This is a genomic window from Actinomadura scrupuli (assembly GCF_050971785.1).
Classification (GTDB): Bacteria; Actinomycetota; Actinomycetes; order Streptosporangiales; family Streptosporangiaceae; genus Actinomadura_E; species Actinomadura_E scrupuli.
Map to the genome: position 1 here is coordinate 174,683 of NZ_JBPCCU010000002.1, position 17,852 is coordinate 192,534.

At 70.9% G+C, this 17,852-nt stretch carries 17 protein-coding genes; 9 read left to right on the forward strand and 8 right to left on the reverse strand.

What is annotated here, in order from left to right; all coding sequences use genetic code 11:
* Positions 1-5 precede the first annotated feature (5 nt).
* A complete protein-coding gene (gene clpB / locus ACRYCC_RS08495) occupies positions 6-2,618 on the forward strand; it encodes an ATP-dependent chaperone ClpB (protein WP_433810084.1) in 2,613 nt (870 codons plus the stop codon).
* Positions 2,619-2,667: 49 nt separating this feature from the next.
* On the opposite strand, the gene ACRYCC_RS08500 is transcribed toward clpB, so the two are convergent.
* Positions 2,668-4,131 carry a benzaldehyde dehydrogenase gene (locus ACRYCC_RS08500; RefSeq protein ID WP_433810085.1) on the reverse strand — a complete coding sequence of 488 codons (1,464 nt, stop codon included), beginning with the start codon at positions 4,129-4,131 and terminating at the stop codon, positions 2,668-2,670.
* 139 nt (positions 4,132-4,270) lie between these two features.
* Positions 4,271-5,236, reverse strand: a complete 966-nt coding sequence (locus ACRYCC_RS08505) for a Gfo/Idh/MocA family protein (protein ID WP_433810086.1) — start codon at positions 5,234-5,236, stop codon at positions 4,271-4,273.
* Between the two features lie 261 nt (positions 5,237-5,497).
* Between ACRYCC_RS08505 and ACRYCC_RS08510 the strand changes: the two genes are divergently transcribed.
* Positions 5,498-6,574, forward strand: a complete 1,077-nt coding sequence (locus ACRYCC_RS08510) for an RNA ligase (ATP) (protein WP_433810087.1) — start codon at positions 5,498-5,500, stop codon at positions 6,572-6,574.
* 93 nt (positions 6,575-6,667) lie between these two features.
* On the opposite strand, the gene ACRYCC_RS08515 is transcribed toward ACRYCC_RS08510, so the two are convergent.
* A complete protein-coding gene (locus ACRYCC_RS08515; RefSeq protein ID WP_433810088.1) occupies positions 6,668-7,426 on the reverse strand; it encodes a dienelactone hydrolase family protein in 759 nt (252 codons plus the stop codon).
* Positions 7,427-7,571: 145 nt separating this feature from the next.
* Here ACRYCC_RS08515 and ACRYCC_RS08520 point away from each other — a divergent pair, with 145 nt between their 5' ends.
* Positions 7,572-8,432 carry a helix-turn-helix transcriptional regulator gene (locus ACRYCC_RS08520; protein ID WP_433810089.1) on the forward strand — a complete coding sequence of 287 codons (861 nt, stop codon included), beginning with the start codon at positions 7,572-7,574 and terminating at the stop codon, positions 8,430-8,432.
* Between the two features lie 23 nt (positions 8,433-8,455).
* Here the strand turns inward: ACRYCC_RS08520 and ACRYCC_RS08525 are convergent, their stop codons facing one another.
* Positions 8,456-8,821 (reverse strand): Maf family protein, encoded by a 366-nt coding sequence (locus ACRYCC_RS08525; protein WP_433810090.1) that lies wholly within the window; start codon positions 8,819-8,821, stop codon positions 8,456-8,458.
* Positions 8,822-8,950: 129 nt separating this feature from the next.
* On the opposite strand from ACRYCC_RS08525, the gene ACRYCC_RS08530 reads away from it, so the two are divergent.
* The 3 genes from ACRYCC_RS08530 (at position 8,951) to ACRYCC_RS08540 (ending at position 12,849) form a co-directional block, all read left to right on the forward strand.
* Complete coding sequence (locus tag ACRYCC_RS08530; RefSeq protein ID WP_433810091.1) at positions 8,951-10,585, forward strand: alkaline phosphatase D family protein; 1,635 nt, start codon at positions 8,951-8,953, stop codon at positions 10,583-10,585.
* 332 nt (positions 10,586-10,917) lie between these two features.
* The gene (locus ACRYCC_RS08535) at positions 10,918-12,108 is read left to right on the forward strand and encodes an NYN domain-containing protein (protein WP_433810092.1); all 1,191 of its coding nucleotides are present in this window, start codon (positions 10,918-10,920) and stop codon (positions 12,106-12,108) included.
* 111 nt (positions 12,109-12,219) lie between these two features.
* Positions 12,220-12,849, forward strand: a complete 630-nt coding sequence (locus ACRYCC_RS08540; protein WP_433810093.1) for a tetratricopeptide repeat protein — start codon at positions 12,220-12,222, stop codon at positions 12,847-12,849.
* 81 nt (positions 12,850-12,930) lie between these two features.
* On the opposite strand, the gene ACRYCC_RS08545 is transcribed toward ACRYCC_RS08540, so the two are convergent.
* Positions 12,931-13,473: an alpha/beta fold hydrolase gene (locus ACRYCC_RS08545; protein WP_433810094.1), complete on the reverse strand. Its 543-nt coding sequence runs from the start codon at positions 13,471-13,473 to the stop codon at positions 12,931-12,933.
* Between the two features lie 147 nt (positions 13,474-13,620).
* On the opposite strand from ACRYCC_RS08545, the gene pyrE reads away from it, so the two are divergent.
* A complete protein-coding gene (gene pyrE / locus ACRYCC_RS08550) occupies positions 13,621-14,157 on the forward strand; it encodes an orotate phosphoribosyltransferase (RefSeq protein WP_433810095.1) in 537 nt (178 codons plus the stop codon).
* Positions 14,158-14,199: 42 nt separating this feature from the next.
* Here pyrE and ACRYCC_RS08555 read toward each other — a convergent pair whose 3' ends face one another.
* Complete coding sequence (locus tag ACRYCC_RS08555; RefSeq protein WP_433810096.1) at positions 14,200-14,643, reverse strand: hypothetical protein; 444 nt, start codon at positions 14,641-14,643, stop codon at positions 14,200-14,202.
* Between the two features lie 9 nt (positions 14,644-14,652).
* Entirely contained in the window at positions 14,653-15,345 is a 693-nt protein-coding gene (locus ACRYCC_RS08560) for a DedA family protein (protein WP_433810097.1), read from the reverse strand.
* A 152-nt stretch (positions 15,346-15,497) separates the two neighbouring features.
* Here ACRYCC_RS08560 and fbaA point away from each other — a divergent pair, with 152 nt between their 5' ends.
* Complete coding sequence (fbaA, locus tag ACRYCC_RS08565; RefSeq protein ID WP_433810098.1) at positions 15,498-16,520, forward strand: class II fructose-bisphosphate aldolase; 1,023 nt, start codon at positions 15,498-15,500, stop codon at positions 16,518-16,520.
* Positions 16,521-16,773: 253 nt separating this feature from the next.
* Here the strand turns inward: fbaA and ACRYCC_RS08570 are convergent, their stop codons facing one another.
* Positions 16,774-17,220 carry a winged helix-turn-helix transcriptional regulator gene (locus tag ACRYCC_RS08570; protein WP_433810099.1) on the reverse strand — a complete coding sequence of 149 codons (447 nt, stop codon included), beginning with the start codon at positions 17,218-17,220 and terminating at the stop codon, positions 16,774-16,776.
* 77 nt (positions 17,221-17,297) lie between these two features.
* Here ACRYCC_RS08570 and ACRYCC_RS08575 point away from each other — a divergent pair, with 77 nt between their 5' ends.
* Entirely contained in the window at positions 17,298-17,840 is a 543-nt protein-coding gene (locus tag ACRYCC_RS08575) for a GNAT family N-acetyltransferase (protein ID WP_433810100.1), read from the forward strand.
* The last annotated feature ends 12 nt before the right edge of the window (positions 17,841-17,852 follow it).

Genomic DNA, 17,852 nt, shown 5'->3' on the forward strand with positions numbered 1-17,852 from the left:
AAGACGTGGATTACAAGCTGACGCAGAAGAGCCAGGAGGCCGTGTCGGTGGCCGTCCGGCGGGCGGCGACCGAGGGCAATCCCCAGGTGGAGCCGGCGCATCTGCTCGTGGCCCTGCTGAGTCAGGGCGAAGGCACCGCCGTGCCGCTGCTCGAGGCGGTCGGGACCGACTGGCAGGCGCTGCGCCGCAGGACCGAGGAGAAGCTGGCCGAGCTGCCCAAGGCCGCCGGTTCCACCGTCGGCCCGCCGCAGATGTCGCGCCAGTTGCTGGTCGTGCTCAACACCGCCGCCAACCGTGCCAAGCAGCTCGAGGACGAGTACGTCTCGACCGAGCACCTGCTGGTCGGGCTGGCCACCGACGGCGGTCCCATCGCCACCCTGCTGAAGGACGGCGGCGCGACCCCGCAAGCACTGCTCGACGCGTTCGAGAAGGTGCGCGGGCATGCCCGGGTCACCAGCGAGAACCCTGAGGAGACCTACCAGTCCCTGACCAAGTACGGGGTGGACCTCACCGAGCGGGCCCGCGAGGGCAAGATCGACCCGGTGATCGGCCGGGACGCCGAGATCCGGCGGGTCGTCCAGGTGCTCAGCCGGCGCACCAAGAACAACCCGGTGCTGATCGGGGAGCCGGGTGTCGGCAAGACGGCCGTGGTCGAGGGCCTGGCGCAGCGCATCGTGGCGGCCGACGTGCCCGAGTCGCTGCGCGGCAAGCGGCTGATCGCGCTGGACCTGAGCGCGATGGTCGCGGGAGCGAAGTACCGCGGTGAGTTCGAGGAGCGCCTCAAGGCCGTGCTCAACGAGATCAAGGAGAGCAACGGCCAGGTCATCACGTTCATCGACGAGCTGCACACCATGGTCGGCGCGGGCGCGGCCGAAGGCGCCATGGACGCCGGCAACATGCTCAAGCCGATGCTGGCCCGCGGCGAGCTGCGCATGATCGGCGCGACCACGCTGGACGAGTACCGCGAGCGGATCGAGAAGGACGCCGCCCTGGAGCGGCGCTTCCAGCAGGTCCTCGTGGGCGAGCCGACGGTCGAGGACACCATCGCCATCCTGCGCGGCCTCAAGGGCCGGTACGAGGCCCACCACCAGGTGCAGATCTCCGACGCGGCGCTGGTGGCGGCCGCGACACTGTCCGATCGCTACATCACCGCCCGGTTCCTGCCCGACAAGGCCATCGACCTGGTGGACGAGGCGGCCTCCCGGCTCCGGATGGAGATCGACTCCCGGCCCCTGGAGATCGACGAGCTGCAGCGTTCGGTGGACCGGCTGACGATGGAGGAGCTCGCCCTCTCCAAGGAGTCCGACGACGCCTCCAAGCAGCGGCTGGAACGGCTGCGCAGAGACCTGGCCGACAAGCAGGAGGGGCTCAACGCCCTGGTCGGCCGCTGGGAGCAGGAGAAGGCCGGCCTCAACAAGGTCGGTGAGCTCAAGAAGCGCCTGGACCAGCTGCGCGGCGAGGCCGAGCGGGCCCAGCGCGACGGCGACCTGGAGACCTCGGCCCGGCTCACCTACGGGGAGATCCCCGTGCTGGAGAAGGAGATCGCCGCCGCCTCGGAGGCCGCCGAGAACCGCGAGGCCATGGTGAAGGAACAGGTCGGCCCGGACGACATCGCGGATGTCGTCGCCGCCTGGACCGGCATCCCGGCCGGCCGGCTGCTGGAGGGCGAGACCGCCAAGCTGCTGCGCATGGAGGACGAGCTCGGACGCCGGCTGATCGGCCAGTCCGCGGCCGTACGGGCCGTGTCCGACGCCGTACGGCGGGCCCGCGCGGGCATCGCCGACCCGGATCGGCCCACCGGCTCGTTCCTGTTCCTCGGCCCGACGGGCGTCGGCAAGACCGAGCTGGCCAAGGCGCTGGCCGACTTCCTGTTCGACGACGAGCGGGCGATGATCCGCATCGACATGAGCGAGTACGCCGAGAAGCACTCGGTAGCCCGCCTGGTCGGCGCGCCTCCCGGCTACATCGGGTACGAGGAGGGCGGGCAGCTCACCGAGGCCGTCCGCCGCAGGCCGTACACCGTGGTCCTGCTCGACGAGGCGGAGAAGGCCCATCCCGAGGTCTTCGACGTGCTCCTGCAGGTGCTCGACGACGGCCGGCTGACCGACGGCCAGGGCCGTACGGTCGACTTCCGCAACGCCATCCTGATCATGACCTCCAACCTCGGCTCGCAGCTGCTCATCGAGGCGGCGATGGCGAACGGCTCCCCGGCGGAACCCGGCAGCGTGCAGCGGGCCGACGCGCTGCGCGAGGCCGTGATGAACACGGTGCGGGCGTCGTTCAAGCCGGAGTTCCTCAACCGGCTGGACGATGTGATCATCTTCGACGCGCTGTCCACGGTGGAGCTCACCCGGATCGTCGATCTGCAGGTCGAGCGGCTGGCCAGGCGGCTCGCGGACCGGCAGCTCGTCCTCACCGTGACGCCCGCCGCCCGCGAGTGGCTGGCGCTGACCGGGTACGACCCGCTGTACGGGGCGCGCCCGCTCCGGCGGCTGGTGCAGTCCGCCATCGGGGACCAGCTCGCCCGCGCGCTGCTGGCCGGCGAGATCCACGACGGCCAGGAGGTGGTCGTGGACCTCGACGAGCCCGCGGACAAGCTCGTCGTCCGGTCCGGCTGAGCCGGCCGGGCGGTCTCCCGCCACGAGGAGACCGCCCGGCCGGAGTACCTCAGAACGGGTAGGCGGGCGGCTCGCTGCGGACGGTGACCCAGCGGGTCTCGGTGAACGCCTCCACGTTGGCGGCCGGGCCGCCGAACCGGGAGCCGGTGCCGGACGCGCCGACTCCCCCGAAGGGCACGTTCGCCTCGTCGCTGACGGTCTGGTCGTTGATGTGCACGATGCCGGACGGGATCCGGTCGGCGAGCGCCAGGCCCTTCATGACGTCGCGGGTCACGATGCCCAGTGACAGCCCGTACGCGCTGTCCGCGGCGAGCCGGGCGGCCTCGTCCACGCTGGAGACCCTGATGACCGAGGCGACCGGGCCGAAGACCTCCTCCCGGTAGGCCGGTGCGTCCGCCGGGGTCTCGGCGAGCACGGTCGGCCGGTAGAACAGGTCCGCATACTCGCCGCCGGCGGCCACCCGGGCCCCGGCCTCGCGGGACGCGGTCACCAGGTTGTGGATCTTGTCCCGCTGGCCGGCGTCGATGACCGGGCCGAGCGCTACCTCCCCCGCCGCCGGGTCCCCGACCGGCAGGTGGGCCGCCTTGCCCGCCAGCCGCTCGACGAAGTCGTCGTAGACCGCCTCGTGGACGATGTGGCGGCCGACGGTCATGCAGATCTGGCCCTGGTGGAAGAAGGCACCGAAGGCCGCCAGCGACACGGCCTGGTCGACGTCGACATCGTCCAGCACGACCAGTGCCGAGTTGCCGCCCAGCTCCAGGTGCGCCCGCTTGAGGTGCTTGCCGGCCAGCTCGCCGACCCGGCGGCCGGCGGCGGTGGAGCCGGTGAAGGAGATGACCCGGATGAGCGGGTGGGTGACCAGTGCCTCGCCGACGTCGACCCCACCGGGGAGCACCTGCAGGACGCCGGGGGGAAGGCCCGCCTCCTCGAAGACGCGCGCGATGGTGACGCCGCCGGTGACGGCCGTACGCGGGTCCGGCTTGAGGATGACCGCGTTGCCGAGCGCCAGCGCCGGGGCCACCGACCGGATGCCGAGGATGATCGGGACGTTGAACGGTGAGATGACGCCCACCACGCCGGCGGGGACCCGGCGGGCCATGGACAGCCGCGGCTCCTCGCTCGGGATGAGCTCACCGTAGGCGCGGCTGGGCAGCGCGGACGCCTCGTAGCACTCCTGGGCCGCGACGTGGACGGCGAAGCCGGCCATCGCCGGGATCGCGCCGACCTCGCGGATGTTCCAGCCGGAGATCTCCTCGGCGTGCTCGGTCCACAGGTCCCCGGCCTTGCGCAGCACGGCCGCCCGCGCCGGGTAGGGCAGGGCGGCCCACTCGCGCTGGGCGGAGGAGGCGGTCTCGGCCGCCTTGGCCAGGTCGTCCGCGGTGGCCACGCCGTACCGGCCGATCTCGGCGCCGGTGGCCGGCTCCATGACCGGACGGTCCCCGCCGGAGCCCGTGGCCCACGCCCCGCCCACGAAGATCTTGCCCCGCCATGTCGCCTCGTCCAGCAACTGCATGTCGCTCCTCCTGTGCCCCGGCCCGGGCCCCTCGGGATGGGTGGTCCGTACGCGACGGGTGGCCAGACCATAGATCAGGCAAATTGTCCCTGTCCACACCTCTGCCTCGAACACCTGGAACGCCTGGAACGCTGATCGCTCAGGCCATCCGCGGCTGGAGTCCCGCGGCACGGTAGACGTCGTCGATCAGTCTCATCGTGGCCACGGAGTCCGAGGGCGGGGTGAGGTTGGTGTCCTCGCCGCGGACCGCCGCCTCGAAGGCCCGTAGCTGGCAGGTGTAGGTGGCCTCGCCCCGGACCTTCTCCCGCCGGGTGCGGCCGTCGACGGTGACCCGCAGGCGGTGGTACGCCTGCGGCATCGCATAGTTGAAAACGCTCATGGTGCCGCGTTCACCGACGACCCGCGCCCCCAGGCGAAGCAGGGAACGCGACCACAGGGAGGCGGTGATCCGCCCGGTCGCGCCCTCCGGAAAGCGGAGGTCCGCGGTCATGGCGCGGTCCACTCCCGGGCTTCGGAGCAGCGCACGTGCCCCGGTCACCTCGGGTGTGCCGGGGCCGAGCAGCCGGAGACAGTGAAGGGCGTAACAGCCCGCGTCCATGGTCGCCCCGCCCGCGAGATCGAGCTGATAGCGGATGTCGGAGAACCTCGGCAGCGGGAAGCACATGGACGTCTCCACATGTGTGATCCGTCCGAGCTCCTGGTGAGCGATCTCCGCCATGCGCGATGCCAGCGGGTGATAGCGATAGTGGAACGCCTCCATCACCGTGAGACCGCTCGCGGCCGTCACCTCGGCGATCTCGCGTGCCTCGTCGGCGTTCGACGTGAACGGCTTCTCGCACAGCACGTGCCTGCCGGCCTCCAGCGCCCGCAGCGTCCAATCCGCGTGCAGCGAGTTCGGGAGCGGGATGTAGACGGCGTCGACAGCGTCCAGCAGCGTCCGGTACGAGTCGTGCACCTCTGGTATCCCGTGCCTGGCGGCGAACGCCCGGGCCCGGTTCGCGTCCCGTGCCGCCACCGCCGTCACCTCGACGCCGTCGACGGCGCGGGCGGGCCTGATCAGCGCGGCAGGGGCGATACGGGCGGCGCCCAGGATTCCGATACGCATGCTGCTCCTCTACCGGCCGTGCCCGCCTCGTCTGTACGGGGACGTCCGCGCCCCGACACCCGTACGCTTCCACAGCCGTGCGGGCTCGGCCAGAGATCGAACCTGCCAGTGATCATGCAATCGTTCGTCGAACGATTGCATGATCACGGAGGGATGGGGGCGGAGGGCCGGGGCGGGATCTGCCGGGGCGGCGAAAACGCTTTGCCGGACGTCCCTGACGGCTGTCAGCCTGGTCGGGACTCCCCGCAGAAAGGGACTTCCATGTCGACCCTCCGGGTGACCGCGGAGCAGCTGACGATTCATCCGCATGACAACGCCGACGCCCTGGAACTGGCCCAGGTCGGGCTCTACCACGCCGTGGTCGCCAAGGGGCTGTACCGCACCGGCGACTGGGCCCTGTACATCCCGGAAGGCTCGCTGCTGCCCGACGACCTGATCGAGGAGCTCGGTCTCACCGGCAGGCTGGCGGGCTCGGGGCACAACCGGGTCAAGGCCGTACGGCTGCGCGGCGAGCTCTCGCAGGGCATCGTCTGCCGTCCACAGGCTGTGGACGGCCTTGACCTGGCGCGGGCGCACGAAGCCGGGCAGGACTTCGCGGAGGTGCTCGGAGTCACCAAGTGGGTACCGGAGATCCCGGTGCACATGGCCGGCGAGATGATCCAGGCGCCGGACCTCATCCCGTGGATCGAGATCGAGGACATCAAGCGGTACCCGGGCATCTTCGAGCCGGGTGAGCAGGTGGCCGCGACCGAGAAGGTGCACGGCTCCGCCTGTCTCTTCAGCCTGGTCGGCGGCGAGCCGTACGTCTCCTCGAAGGGGTTCGGCGGCAAGCGGCTCGCGATCGTGCGCAACCCGGCGAACCTGTACTGGCGGACGATCGAGGCGTACGACGTGCCCGCGAAGGCGGCGCGGATCGGCGAACTGCTGGGCGCGGACCGGGTCGGCGTCTTCGGTGAGGCGTTCGGCCAGGGCGTGCAGGATCTGCACTACGGCACCAACGCCAAGGGTGCGCTGCCGGGCTACGCCGTGTTCGACCTCGCGGTGGCGTCGGGCGACGGCCGGCTGCGCTGGCTGGATCCCGACGAGCTCACCGGCCTGCTCCGCAAGGTCGAACTGCCGGAGGTGCCGCGGCTCTACACCGGTCCGTACGACGAGGCGGCGCTGCTGGAGCTGGCCACCGGCCGGGAGACGGTGTCCGGCAAGGCGGCCCACCTGCGGGAAGGGCTGGTGGTCCGGGCCGCCACCGAGCGCCACAGCCCGATCACCGGCGGCCGGGCCATCGCCAAGTTCGTCTCGGCCGCCTACCTCACCCGCAAGGGCGGCACCGAGTACGAATGACCGCCCGCCCCCGCAAGACGCACTGCTCACGGTGACGAGCGGCCCGCACGAGTTCCCCTTCTGAGGGACGCCCGTATTCCGTGACGGGTGCGGCTAATCGCCCGGCAGCTCGGCGGCGAGGAGTGCCTCCACGCGCCGCCACGCGTCTTCGGCCACGGCGGGGCGGAAGGTGTCGCGCTCATGGCAGGCGAAGCCGTGCGGGGTCCCGGGATAGACGACCACCTCGTGCCGTACGCCGTCGGCGGCGAGCCGCTCGGTCACCGCACGGACGTGACCGGGCGGCACGGCATGGTCCTGGTCCCCGATCAGGACCAGCAGGCGACCGTCGTGACGGGCGATGCCGGGCGTGAGCGCCAGGGTCGGTTCGGGACGGCTGAGGGCTATGTCGGTGGTCGGCAGCCAGCCGGGGTAGAAGGCCACCGTCACGGCGAGGTCCAGCTGGGTGGCGGCGAAGTAGGCGAGATGGCCACCGAAGCTGAACCCCACCATGCCGGTCCTGCCGGTCGTGCCCGCGACGTCCCGCAGACGGTCCGTCGCGGCCCGCAGATCACTCAGCACCCCGGGGCGGGTCACCTGCTCCAGCAGCTCGAACCCCCGAGCGCGGCCCGCCGGGTCCGCGGCGAGCGCGATGCCGGGGGCGGCGCGGTGATAGAAGTCCGGTGCGATCGCGGTGTACCCGAGGCCCGCGATCCGGTCGGCGACCTCCCGGACGTAGGAGGTGAGCCCGAACATCTCGAAGCCGACGATCACACCGGGGAAACGTCCCGGTGCCCGCGGTCTGGCGAGGTAGGCGCCCATCCCTCCGTCCTCGACCGCGAGCTCCAGCTGCTCGCGCACGACGTCGTACCGCATGGGGGTCTCCTGATCCGGCCGGTTCACGCGCCCCATCCTGCGGCACCTGGAGATGATGAGCCATCGCCCCGCCCCGCCCAGGACCGCCGTGCCTGGGTCCGCCAGGACCAGGAACAGCCGACCGGTCCCCGTCGTTTCGCCAGTCATGGAGCAGAACGGACAGCTCGGGGAGTTCCTGCGGTCCCGGCGCGCCCGGCTGCGGCCCGAGGACATCGGCGCCGCCCCGTTCGGCGGGCGGCGGCGGGTCCCCGGCCTGCGTCGCGAGGAGCTCGCGCAGGTGGCCGGGGTGAGCGCCGATTACTACACGCGCCTGGAGCAGGGACGGGCTCGCAACGTGTCCGCGGACGTGCTCGACGCGGTCGCCCGCGCGCTGCTGCTCGACGAGGACGAACGCGCTCACCTGCGCAACCTCGCCGTACCCGCGATGACGGCCGGGCGGCCCGCGCGGGCCCAGCGCGTCGGCCCGGAGTTGCGCCAGGCACTGGCCGCGATCACTGCCGTGCCGGCGTACGTGGTGGGGCGCCGGCTGGACGTGCTCGCCTGGAACGACCTGGCCCGCACCCTGGTCGCCGACTTCCCCGCACTGCCGCCGGCCGGCCGTAACATGCCCCGGCTGGTGTTCCTGGACCCTGCCTCCCGCGAGATATACCCCGACTGGGAGCACAAGGCCCGCGAGACGGTCGCCCACCTGCGCCTCGACGCGGGCCGGCATCCCGGCGACCCGCTGCTCGCCGCGCTCGTCGACGAGCTGTCCGCCATCGCGGACTTCCGCCGCCTCTGGGCCGACCACAACGTCCGCGGCAGGACCCGCGGCCGCAAGCACTTCCGGCATCCCCGCACGGGTGAGCTGGCCCTCGACTACGTCTCCCTCCGGGCACCGGACGACCCCGATCTCGCGTTGATCATCTACAGCGCCGCCCCGGGCACCGCGGCCGAGGGCGCACTGCGGTCGCTCGCCCGGCTGCCGCCGGGAACCCGCCACCCTCAGGCCGCCGGACCGGCCTGAGCCCGTGCCGGCGACAGGCCGAACTACCTCCCGGTGGACTCGCCGCCGGGTTCGCGGACGGCTTCCGGCTGGGCCCACAGTGCGGTGACCCGGACGCCGACGGCGGTGAAGAGACGGCGGAGCACCGGCAGCGACAGGCCGATCACGTTGCCCGCGTCGCCGTCGATACCGTCGACGAACCAGGCACCCATCCCGTCGATGGTGAAGGCCCCCGCCACCTGCAGCGGCTCCGGTGCGAGGGGAAGAGGAATCTCGTTCCCGCGAGCCCGACTACGACCGTGCCCAGGATGACGCTCGCCAGGGGCCACGAGTGCAGGAGCAACCCGCTCACGGATATCACCGTGGCACCGGCGGCCCCCACGCCGCCGAGCAGTTCCACCGTGCTCCATGCACGACGGTCCAGAGGTTCACATGTGATCGGGAACACCGGCCGCCTCCCCGTGGAGCCGGCGCCGGCGAGCCCCCTGTCGCTGCGGTGGAGTGGACGGGAGCGCCGGGGTCCGCTAAAGAAGCCAGGTATGAGTCGATTGGTGCTTGGCCCCCTGCTCCGTCACGTCGGTGAACGGACCGCGACCATCTGGGTGGAGACCGACCGACCCTGCGAGGTCCGGGTCACCTGTGACGGGAGCGCTCCGGACGCCACCGCGCGGACGTTCACCCTGCACGATCATCACTACGCGCTGGTGGAGGTGGAGGGCCTGGAACCCGGGTCGGCGACGCCGTACCGCGTGAGCCTCGACGACGAGACCGTCTGGCCGGAGCCCGGGTCGCCCTTCCCGGACAGCCGCCTGCGCACGCTCGGCGGCCAGGGCACACCGTTGCGCCTGACGTTCGGCTCGTGCCGGGTGGCCCCGGCGTCCATCGAGTCGCACGGGATCGACGCGTTGTCGGCGTTCGCCCACCAGCTGGCCGCCGGACCGGCCGCCGGCGCGACCGGCGAGGCCGAGAGCCCCGGTGCGTGGCCCAGCGTGCTGCTCATGCTCGGCGACCAGGTGTACGCCGACAGCACCGGCCAGCGGATGCGGGACTTCATCCGGGGCCGGCGCGACCTCGACGCGGAGCCGTACGACGAGATCGCCGACTTCGAGGAGTACACCGAGCTGTACCGGCTGGCCTGGGGCGAGGACCCCGCCGTGCGCTGGCTGCTGTCCACCCTGCCCACGCTGACCATCTTCGACGACCACGACATCCGTGACGACTGGAACACCTCGTACGCCTGGCGGCAGCAGATCTGGGCGCAGCCCTGGTGGCGGCGGCGCATCGTCGGCGGCATCGGGTCGTACTGGGTCTACCAGCACCTGGGCAACCTGTCGCCGTCCGATCGCGCCGCCGACCCGCTGTACGCGACCGTACGGGAGGGGACCGGGGACGCCGGGAAGGCCGTGGACGAGTTCGCCGAGCGCGCCGACAAGGAGCCGGCCAGCACCCGGTGGAGCTATGCCCACGACTTCGGCGGCACCCGGCTCATCGTCATCGACAGCCGCTGCTCCCGGCTGCTGACCGCCGACCGGCGCGCGATGCTGGACGACGAGGAGCAGGCGTGGTTCGACGCCCAGTGCACCGGCGGCGTGGACCATCTGCTCATCGCCAGCTCACTGCCGTACCTGCTGCCGCCGGCCATCCACCACGCCGAATCCTGGAACGAGGCGGTGGCCGGCGGGGCCTGGGGACGGCGCGGCGCCGCGTTCGGGGAGAAGGTGCGCCAGGCCGCCGACCTGGAGCACTGGGCGGCGTTCGAGAACTCGTTCCGGACGGTCGCCGAGGCGGTGTCCGCCGTGGCGCGGGGCGAACGGGGCACCGCCCCGGCGACCATAGCCTTCCTCTCCGGTGACGTGCACTACTCCTACCTGGCCAAGGTGCGCGGCCTGCCGATCTACCAGGTGGTGTGCTCGCCGATGCGCAACCCGCTGGTCGGGTTCTTCCGATGGGCGAACGTCATGGCCTCCTGGCGGGCGGTGGCCGCGCCCGTACGGCTGCTGGCGAAGCTGGCGCGGGTGCCCCGGCCGGCGCTCAGCTGGCGGCTGACCCAGCGGCCCACCTTCGACAACGCGCTCGCGACGGTGTGGATCGACGGCCGGCACAACTCCGTCCACTGGAACACCTCCGACACCGAGACCACCATGAGCGAGGTCGGCAAGGCGACCCTCGCCTAGAGCGGAAAAGAACCGCGGGCAGCGCCGCCGGGGCGCCGGATCGAGGCCAAGACTTCGTACAGTCCGCCCACGTCGGGGATAGATCCTCGATGCCTTCGCGTAAAGATCATGGGGGACATATTCCGGACAGAACGGAACGACTGGTAGCGTCCGCGCAAGCAATGTCCCTGGTCGGGGGGGTTGCTCCAAGGCCATGGTTCAGGTCGGGTGCCGACGCCGAATCGCCTGATTGGCTTCCGGCCGGAGAGGACTTCACTACGCTATGGATGCCCGAACACATCCGCGGAGTGGGTCCTTGACAAGGGCCCCTTGTTGAGGAAGGGCGGTGTCGCGTGGATCGTTGCGCGCTGTTCGTAGACGCCGGCTATCTGCTGGCCGACGGCGCGATGGCGGTGCACGGAACCCGCCATCGAGAGACCGTGTCATGGGACTACGGCGGGCTGCTCCAGCTGCTCGGCAATCTCGCCCGTGAGCGCACCGGCATGCCGCTGCTGCGCTGCTACTGGTACGAGGCAACGGTCGAGGGGCGCCGGGCACCCGAGCACGAGGGGCTGGCGGACCTGCCCGGTCTCAAGCTGCGCCTGGGCCGGATCCGGCCCGGCCGGCGGGAGGGCGTCGACACCGAGATCCACCGGGATCTCATGACGCTGGCCCGCAACGGCGCCATCGCCGACGCCATCCTGGTCAGCGGAGACGAGGACCTCGCCCAGGTCATCACCGACGCCCAGGATCTCGGTGTGCGGGTGACGGTCGTGCACGTGGCCGTCGAAGGCAACTGGACCATCTCCCGGATGCTGCGCCAGGAGTGCGACGATCTCATCGAGATCGGCTCCGGCCACCTGCGGCCCTACGTCAACCTGCTGAACGGCATGAACGGCCGGGAGACCTCGTCGTCGATGTCCTCGCCGCTGTCCAACGGCCACGCCGCCACGACCGGCAACTCCATCGCGCCGATGCAGACCGGCCCGCACAGCGGCCCGCCGCCCCAGCTCTCGGCCCCGCTGCCGAGCTCCTCGATGAACTCCTCCATGAGCTCCTCGCACAACACGGGCAACGGGTCCCACAACTCCTCGATGGGCATGGGCGCCCCGATCCATGCCGCGCCCACGCCGCCGCAGTCGAGCGCCCCGTCGTATCTCATGCCGCCGCCGCCCCCACCCCAGCAGCACCAGCATCTGGTCCAGCAGCAACCCCAGCAGCCCCAGCAACAACAGTCACAGCACGGCCCCTTCACCGGGCCGCAGCCGATGACGCCCGCGCCGATGCAGCCCGCCACCCCGACCCTGTCGGACGCGGTCAAGGCGGCGCACCAGGAGGGCCAGGACTTCGGCGAGTCGGTCGCCCGCGACGCGCCCGCGCTCTGGCTCGAAGCGGTGCTGGCCCGCAAACCCCGCATGCCCTCCGACCTCGAGGCCCGGTTGCTGCAGGGTTCCTCGCTGCCCATCGACTTCCTGCTGCACGACGAGGTGCGGCATGCCCTCCGGCGTGGCTTTTGGGACGCTCTCGAGCGTTCCCGCCGATAGGCCCCGCAGCGGGACGTCCGGTAGGGCGCCGGCTGCGGCATACACCGGTGCTTTTCGCGATCATTCACAATTCGCCCGCTTCATCGGGCGATCGGCGGGTAGCGTCAAAGCGTGACGCATGTGACGGAAGACGATCTCGACGACCTGGAGTTCGACACACTGCGCACGGGTGATCACATTTCGGCGGCGCGACGGCTCTCCGACCTGGCAGAGTCCGTGTCCGGCGGAGTGTCCCGGGCCAAGATCCTGCTCCGCGCGGGTGAGCAATGGCAGCACGCGGGCGACTTCGCGCAGGCCGCCGAGTTCTACCGGCGGGCCATCGAGGACGGAAGCGAACCCTACGGCGATCCCCGCGCGTATCTCGCCGACGCCCTGTTCGAGCTGGGCCGGACCGACGAGGCCCGGACCCTGGTCGAGGAGATCCGCGCGGACGCGCCGCGCGACCCCGAGGTCTATCGCACCGTGGCAGAGGTGCTCTACGCCCAGGGCGACCCGACCGGGGCGCACGAGTGGGCGACCGCCGGAGCGGACGTCGTGCTGGCGATCCGCGAGCGGAGCGTGGAGGAGACTGCCCCCGGCTTCGCCGCGGCCGAAGCCGGCCCCGCCGACCCGGTGGAGTCCGCCGAGTCCGCGGAGGACAGCCTGGAGGCCCTGCTACGGCTGCGCTACCGCTCCCGCATCGACCTCGGCCGCCCGGAGGACGACTACGACGCCCTCCTGGACGATCTCCTCAAGGCCTGACCCCTCCATCCCCTCCGTGATCATGCAATCGTTTGACGATTGATTGCATGATCACGGAGGGGATGAGGTGGGCGGCCTGGCTCAGAGGGTGACGATGAGCTTGTGCATCGCCTGGGCGACGTCCGGCTGCTCGGCGGTGGCCACCGGCCAGCCGCGCAGCCCCGCCTGGCGCGCCTCCTGGTCGTAGGCCGTGGACAGCTGCAGATAGCCGCAGGGCGCCTCCGGCCAGTCCTCCGGGACGGGCACCTCCGGGGCCGTCCGGCCACCGTGCCCGTGGCCGTGTCCCTGCGCGGGATCGGCGATCTGCGGGGCCCGCCGGGCCTGCGGCAGCCGGGCGTCGAGGAAGACGTAACCGCCCACCGGCCGGTGCGCGGCCCGCTGGGCGACCGCGATCGACGGCAGCAGCGGGCCCACCGCACCATGACCGACCAGGACGAGCGGCGCCGTCGGCGCGGTGGCGGCGATGACCAGGGCCGCCCGTGCGACGTAACGCATCCCCTCGACGCCGCGGACGTCCGGCGCGACGACGTCCAGACCGTACGATCTGAGCGTCTCGGGCAGCGGACCCCAGCCGGCGGCGGTGTCCGCCGGGTCGTGCAGCAGCACCAGCGTGCCGGGCGTCATCTCGACCTCCTGGTTCCCGCGACAGGAACGCGCTTGCCTCCCAACATTCTCCACAAACCAGGCAAATCACCCAGAGGGTCTGTCGTTCGGAAGGGCCAAGTTACACGCGGGGGCCCGCTTCCGGGCGTCGGACATAGGCTTCTGTGTGTGAGCGATCGAGAAGACCTGCTGAAACACATCAAGGACAAGGCCGTGGTGCACGGCGACGTCGTGCTGTCCTCCGGGCAGCGGGCGTCCTTCTACGTCGACCTGCGCCGGGTCACCCTGGACGCGCGGGCCGCCCCGCTGATCGGCCGGGTCATGCTCGACGTGACCGGCGACCTCGGCTATGACGCCGTCGGCGGGCTGACCCTCGGGGCGGACCCGGTGGCCCTGGCGATGCTGCACGCCGCGGCGGCCGCAGGCCGGGAGCTGGACGCCTTCGTGGTGCGCAAGGCGGGCAAGGCGCACGGCCTGCAGCGCCGGATCGAGGGGCCGGACGTGGCGGGCCGCCGGGTGCTCGCCGTCGACGACACCTCCACGACGGGCGGCTCGGTGCTCACCGCCGTCGAGGCCCTGCGCGAGGCGGGCGCCGAAGTGGTCGGGGTCGCCACGATCGTCGAGCGGGGCGCACGGGAGCGGGTGACGGGCGAGGGCCTGGAATACCGCTCCGCCTACGACCTGCGCGACCTCGGCCTGTCCTGACCCGCTCAGGGGCACCGCTCCCGCGGTGCCCCTGAGCCGCGATCAGCTGGGGCCGACCGACCAGGACTGCTTGCCGGTCTTGCCCTTGGACACCGTCTTGCCGTGCAGCTGGACCTCGACGTTCTGGGCCGGGTCCACGACGACGACCATCTCCGGCAGATCGAAGTAGCGCACCTCGCCGCGGTTGAGGGTGCCCTTGAACAGCGTCTGGGTGTTTCCGGGCGTGGAAACGTAGACCGAGGCCGACTGACCGGTGACCCGGACGAGCAATGCGTGTGCTCCGGCGGGCTCGGTGGTGGCCGCGCCGCCGGACTGCGGGACCTTGGACACCACCGTAGGGCTCGGCCCGGGGGCCGCCGATTGGTTGGTGAGCGCGCCGAAGAGCGCGATCCCGCCGACAATGAGCAGCGCTAATGCCAGCACGACCGCGGCAACCGCGATCAGGATGCGCGCGTGACCCCGGGGGTCCGGCCGATGACGTCCCACATGGGGAGGTTAGCGGGAACTATCACCTGTCAGCGACGGTCGTGACTCTTCCGAGTCGTTCTTATTTCCAGATTCGCCCCGGCCTTTGATGATTTCGCGGATGACCGGAACCAGCGAGGCCGTCACCGCGAGCAGTACGACCGGCAAAACGATCTTGTCGATTCCGCCGATCTTGGAGCCCGCGAAGTACCCGACCAGCACGATCGACTCGGTCCAGAGCAGGGCACCGACCACGTTCCACACGAAGAACCGGACCGCGCCCATCTCCAGCATCCCGGCGAGCGGGTTGAGGAAGGTGCGCACGACCGGGATGAATCTGGCCAGCACCACGGCCCGGGCGGGGCCGAACTTGTGGAAGTAGTGCTCGGCCTTGAGCACGTGCTCCTGCTTGAAGATCCTCGACTTCGGCCGCTCGAACAGCTTCCGGCCGTACTTGGCGCCCAGGAAATGCCCGAACTGGGCGCCCGCCACCGCGAAGAGCGGGGCCAGCACCAGCAGCAGCGGCAGCGAGAGCTGGGGGATGTGCGCGCCCTCCGCCCCCTTGGCCGTGGCGAAGATTCCGGCGCTGAACAGCAGCGTGTCACCCGGCAGGAAGAACCCGACGAGCAGCCCTGTCTCCGCGAAGATGATGCACAGAATCCCCACAACTCCGAAGGTGGTGATGAGGGAGGTCGGGTCGAGCCAGTTCACAGCGAGATCCACGTGTTGAGCGTACCCGGCCAAGGGTCGCGTTTCCCCCGGAGTGGAACTCCGGGATACTTGACTGAGGGCGGCATCCCGCAACCGGCGATAACTCTGCCCGTGCGGCGTGTCCGCCAGGCAGTGCCGGAGACCCGTAGGAGAGGATCTAAGACATGCCTATCGCGACCCCAGAGGTCTACGCGGAGATGCTGGACCGCGCGAAGCAGAACGGCTTCGCCTATCCGGCCATCAACGTCACCTCGAGCCAGACCCTGAACGCCGCGCTGCGCGGCTTCGCCGAGGCCGAGAGCGACGGCATCGTCCAGGTCTCCACGGGCGGCGCCGATTACCTGTCCGGTTCCACGGTCAAGAACATGGTGGTCGGCGCCTCCGCGCTCGCCGAGTACGCCTGGATAGTGGCCGAGAAGTACCCGGTCAACATCGCGCTGCACACCGACCACTGCCCCAAGGACAAGCTCGACGGCTTCATGCGGCCGCTGGTCAAGATCTCCCAGGAGCGGGTGGCGCGCGGCGAGCAGCCGCTGTTCCAGTCGCACATGTGGGACGGCTCGGCCGTGCCGCTGGACGAGAACCTCGCGATCGCCCGGGAGCTCCTCGAGGAGTGCGCGAAGGCCCGCGTGATCATGGAAGCGGAGATCGGTGTCGTCGGCGGCGAGGAGGACGGCGTCTCCCACGAGATCAACGAGAAGCTCTACACCACGCCCGAGGACGCCCTGGCCACCGTCGAGGCCCTCGGCCTGGGCGAGAAGGGCCGCTACATCCTGGCCGCCACCTTCGGCAACGTGCACGGGGTCTACAAGCCCGGCTCGGTGAAACTGCGCCCCGAGGTGCTCAAGGAGATCCAGGACGCGGTCGGCGCCAAGTACGGCAAGGAACTGCCGTTCGACCTGGTCTTCCACGGCGGCTCCGGCTCGACCCTGGAGGAGATCCGCGAGGCGATCTCCTACGGCGTGATCAAGATGAACATCGACACCGACACGCAGTACACCTTCACCCGGCCGGTCGCCGACCACATGTTCCGGAACTACGAGGGCGTGCTCAAGGTCGACGGCGAGGTCGGCAACAAGAAGCAGTACGACCCGCGCTCGTGGGGCAAGGCCGCCGAGGCCGGGATGGGCGCACGCGTCACCGAGGCCTGCGAGCACCTGCTCTCCGCCGGCAAGAAGCTGACCTGACCCCCTCCTCCGGTTCCACAGCCCGGAATCCGCCGGCGGAGGACCCGCAGCCAGGGCTCCGCAGGCAAGCAGACAACCCCGTATCCAGCGTGATCATGCAATCGTTCGTCGATTGATTGCATGATCACGGATGCGTGGTGTGGTGTTGGTGTGGTCGCGTCGGGGGCGGTCGCGTGGTGGCGCGGCCGTCCCGGCGCGGTTCAGGTCAGGCTCCCGGCGGAATCCCGGGCCAGGCTCCCGGCGTGGTCCCGGGTCAGGCTCCCGGGCCGGGGACCGGCTCGATCTCGGTGGGGCCGAGCGAGGCTCCGCACGCGTCGCAGGTCAGCGCGGTGGTCAGCCGGCCCCCGCAGCCACGGTGGGTGATGATCACCGGAGGCCCGTCGTCGGCGTAGTGCCGGTCCCCCCACAGCAGCAGCGACATCATGGCCGGCCACAGCTCGACGCCCTTGCGGGTGAGCCGGTATTCGTACCGATCCGGGCGCTCCTGGTAGCGCACCTTGCGCACGATGCCCTCGTCGCACAGCCGGGTGAGCCGGTCCGTCAGGACGTTGCGGGCGACCCCGAGCACCTCCTGGTAGTCGTCGAACCGCCGTACGCCCTCGAAGGCGGAGCGGATGACGAGCATGGTCCAGCGATCGCCCACGATCTCCAGGGACCGGGCGATCGAGCAGTTCTGCGTCTCGTAGGTGCGCGGCAGCACTCCACCATTCTAGAAGGTTGCGTCAGACAACTCCAACTGGGTTGCTTCACGAAACCCACTGCGGTCCAATGGGTTGCATGAAGCAACTTGATGGCCGCCGGGTCATGGCCGGGCTCGACGACGTGCGCATCAGGCCGTACAACCTCACCGACGACGACCGGCTGCGGCACATGCGGGTCTCCCCGGTCAGCCTCTACCTGCGGTTCTTCTCCGGCACGCCGCGGATCCCCGAGACGTATGTGCGCGCTCTGCACCGGATGGACCACTGGGACCACGACGCGTTGGTCGCGATCCTCGACGAGGACCTCATCGGCATCGCGGAGTACGTGCGCGATCGCCACGACCCCGCCCGCGCCGATGTCGCCGTCCTGGTCACCGACGACTGGCAGCGGCGGGGGCTCGCCCGGCCGCTGATCACTTACCTGGCCCAGCTCGCCGCCCGGCGCGGCATCACCGAGTTCGACGCCGACGTCATGCTGGCGAACCAGGGCGGCCTCTGCGCGGTGCGCAGCGGCTGGCCGGCCGTCCGGGCCGTCCGCACCGGGGGCTCGGCGCACTTCCGGCTCCCGCTGCCGCTGCCGCCACCTGTCCCGAAGGCGCTAGTTCGGGACTCGGGTTGATACCGGTCGCAC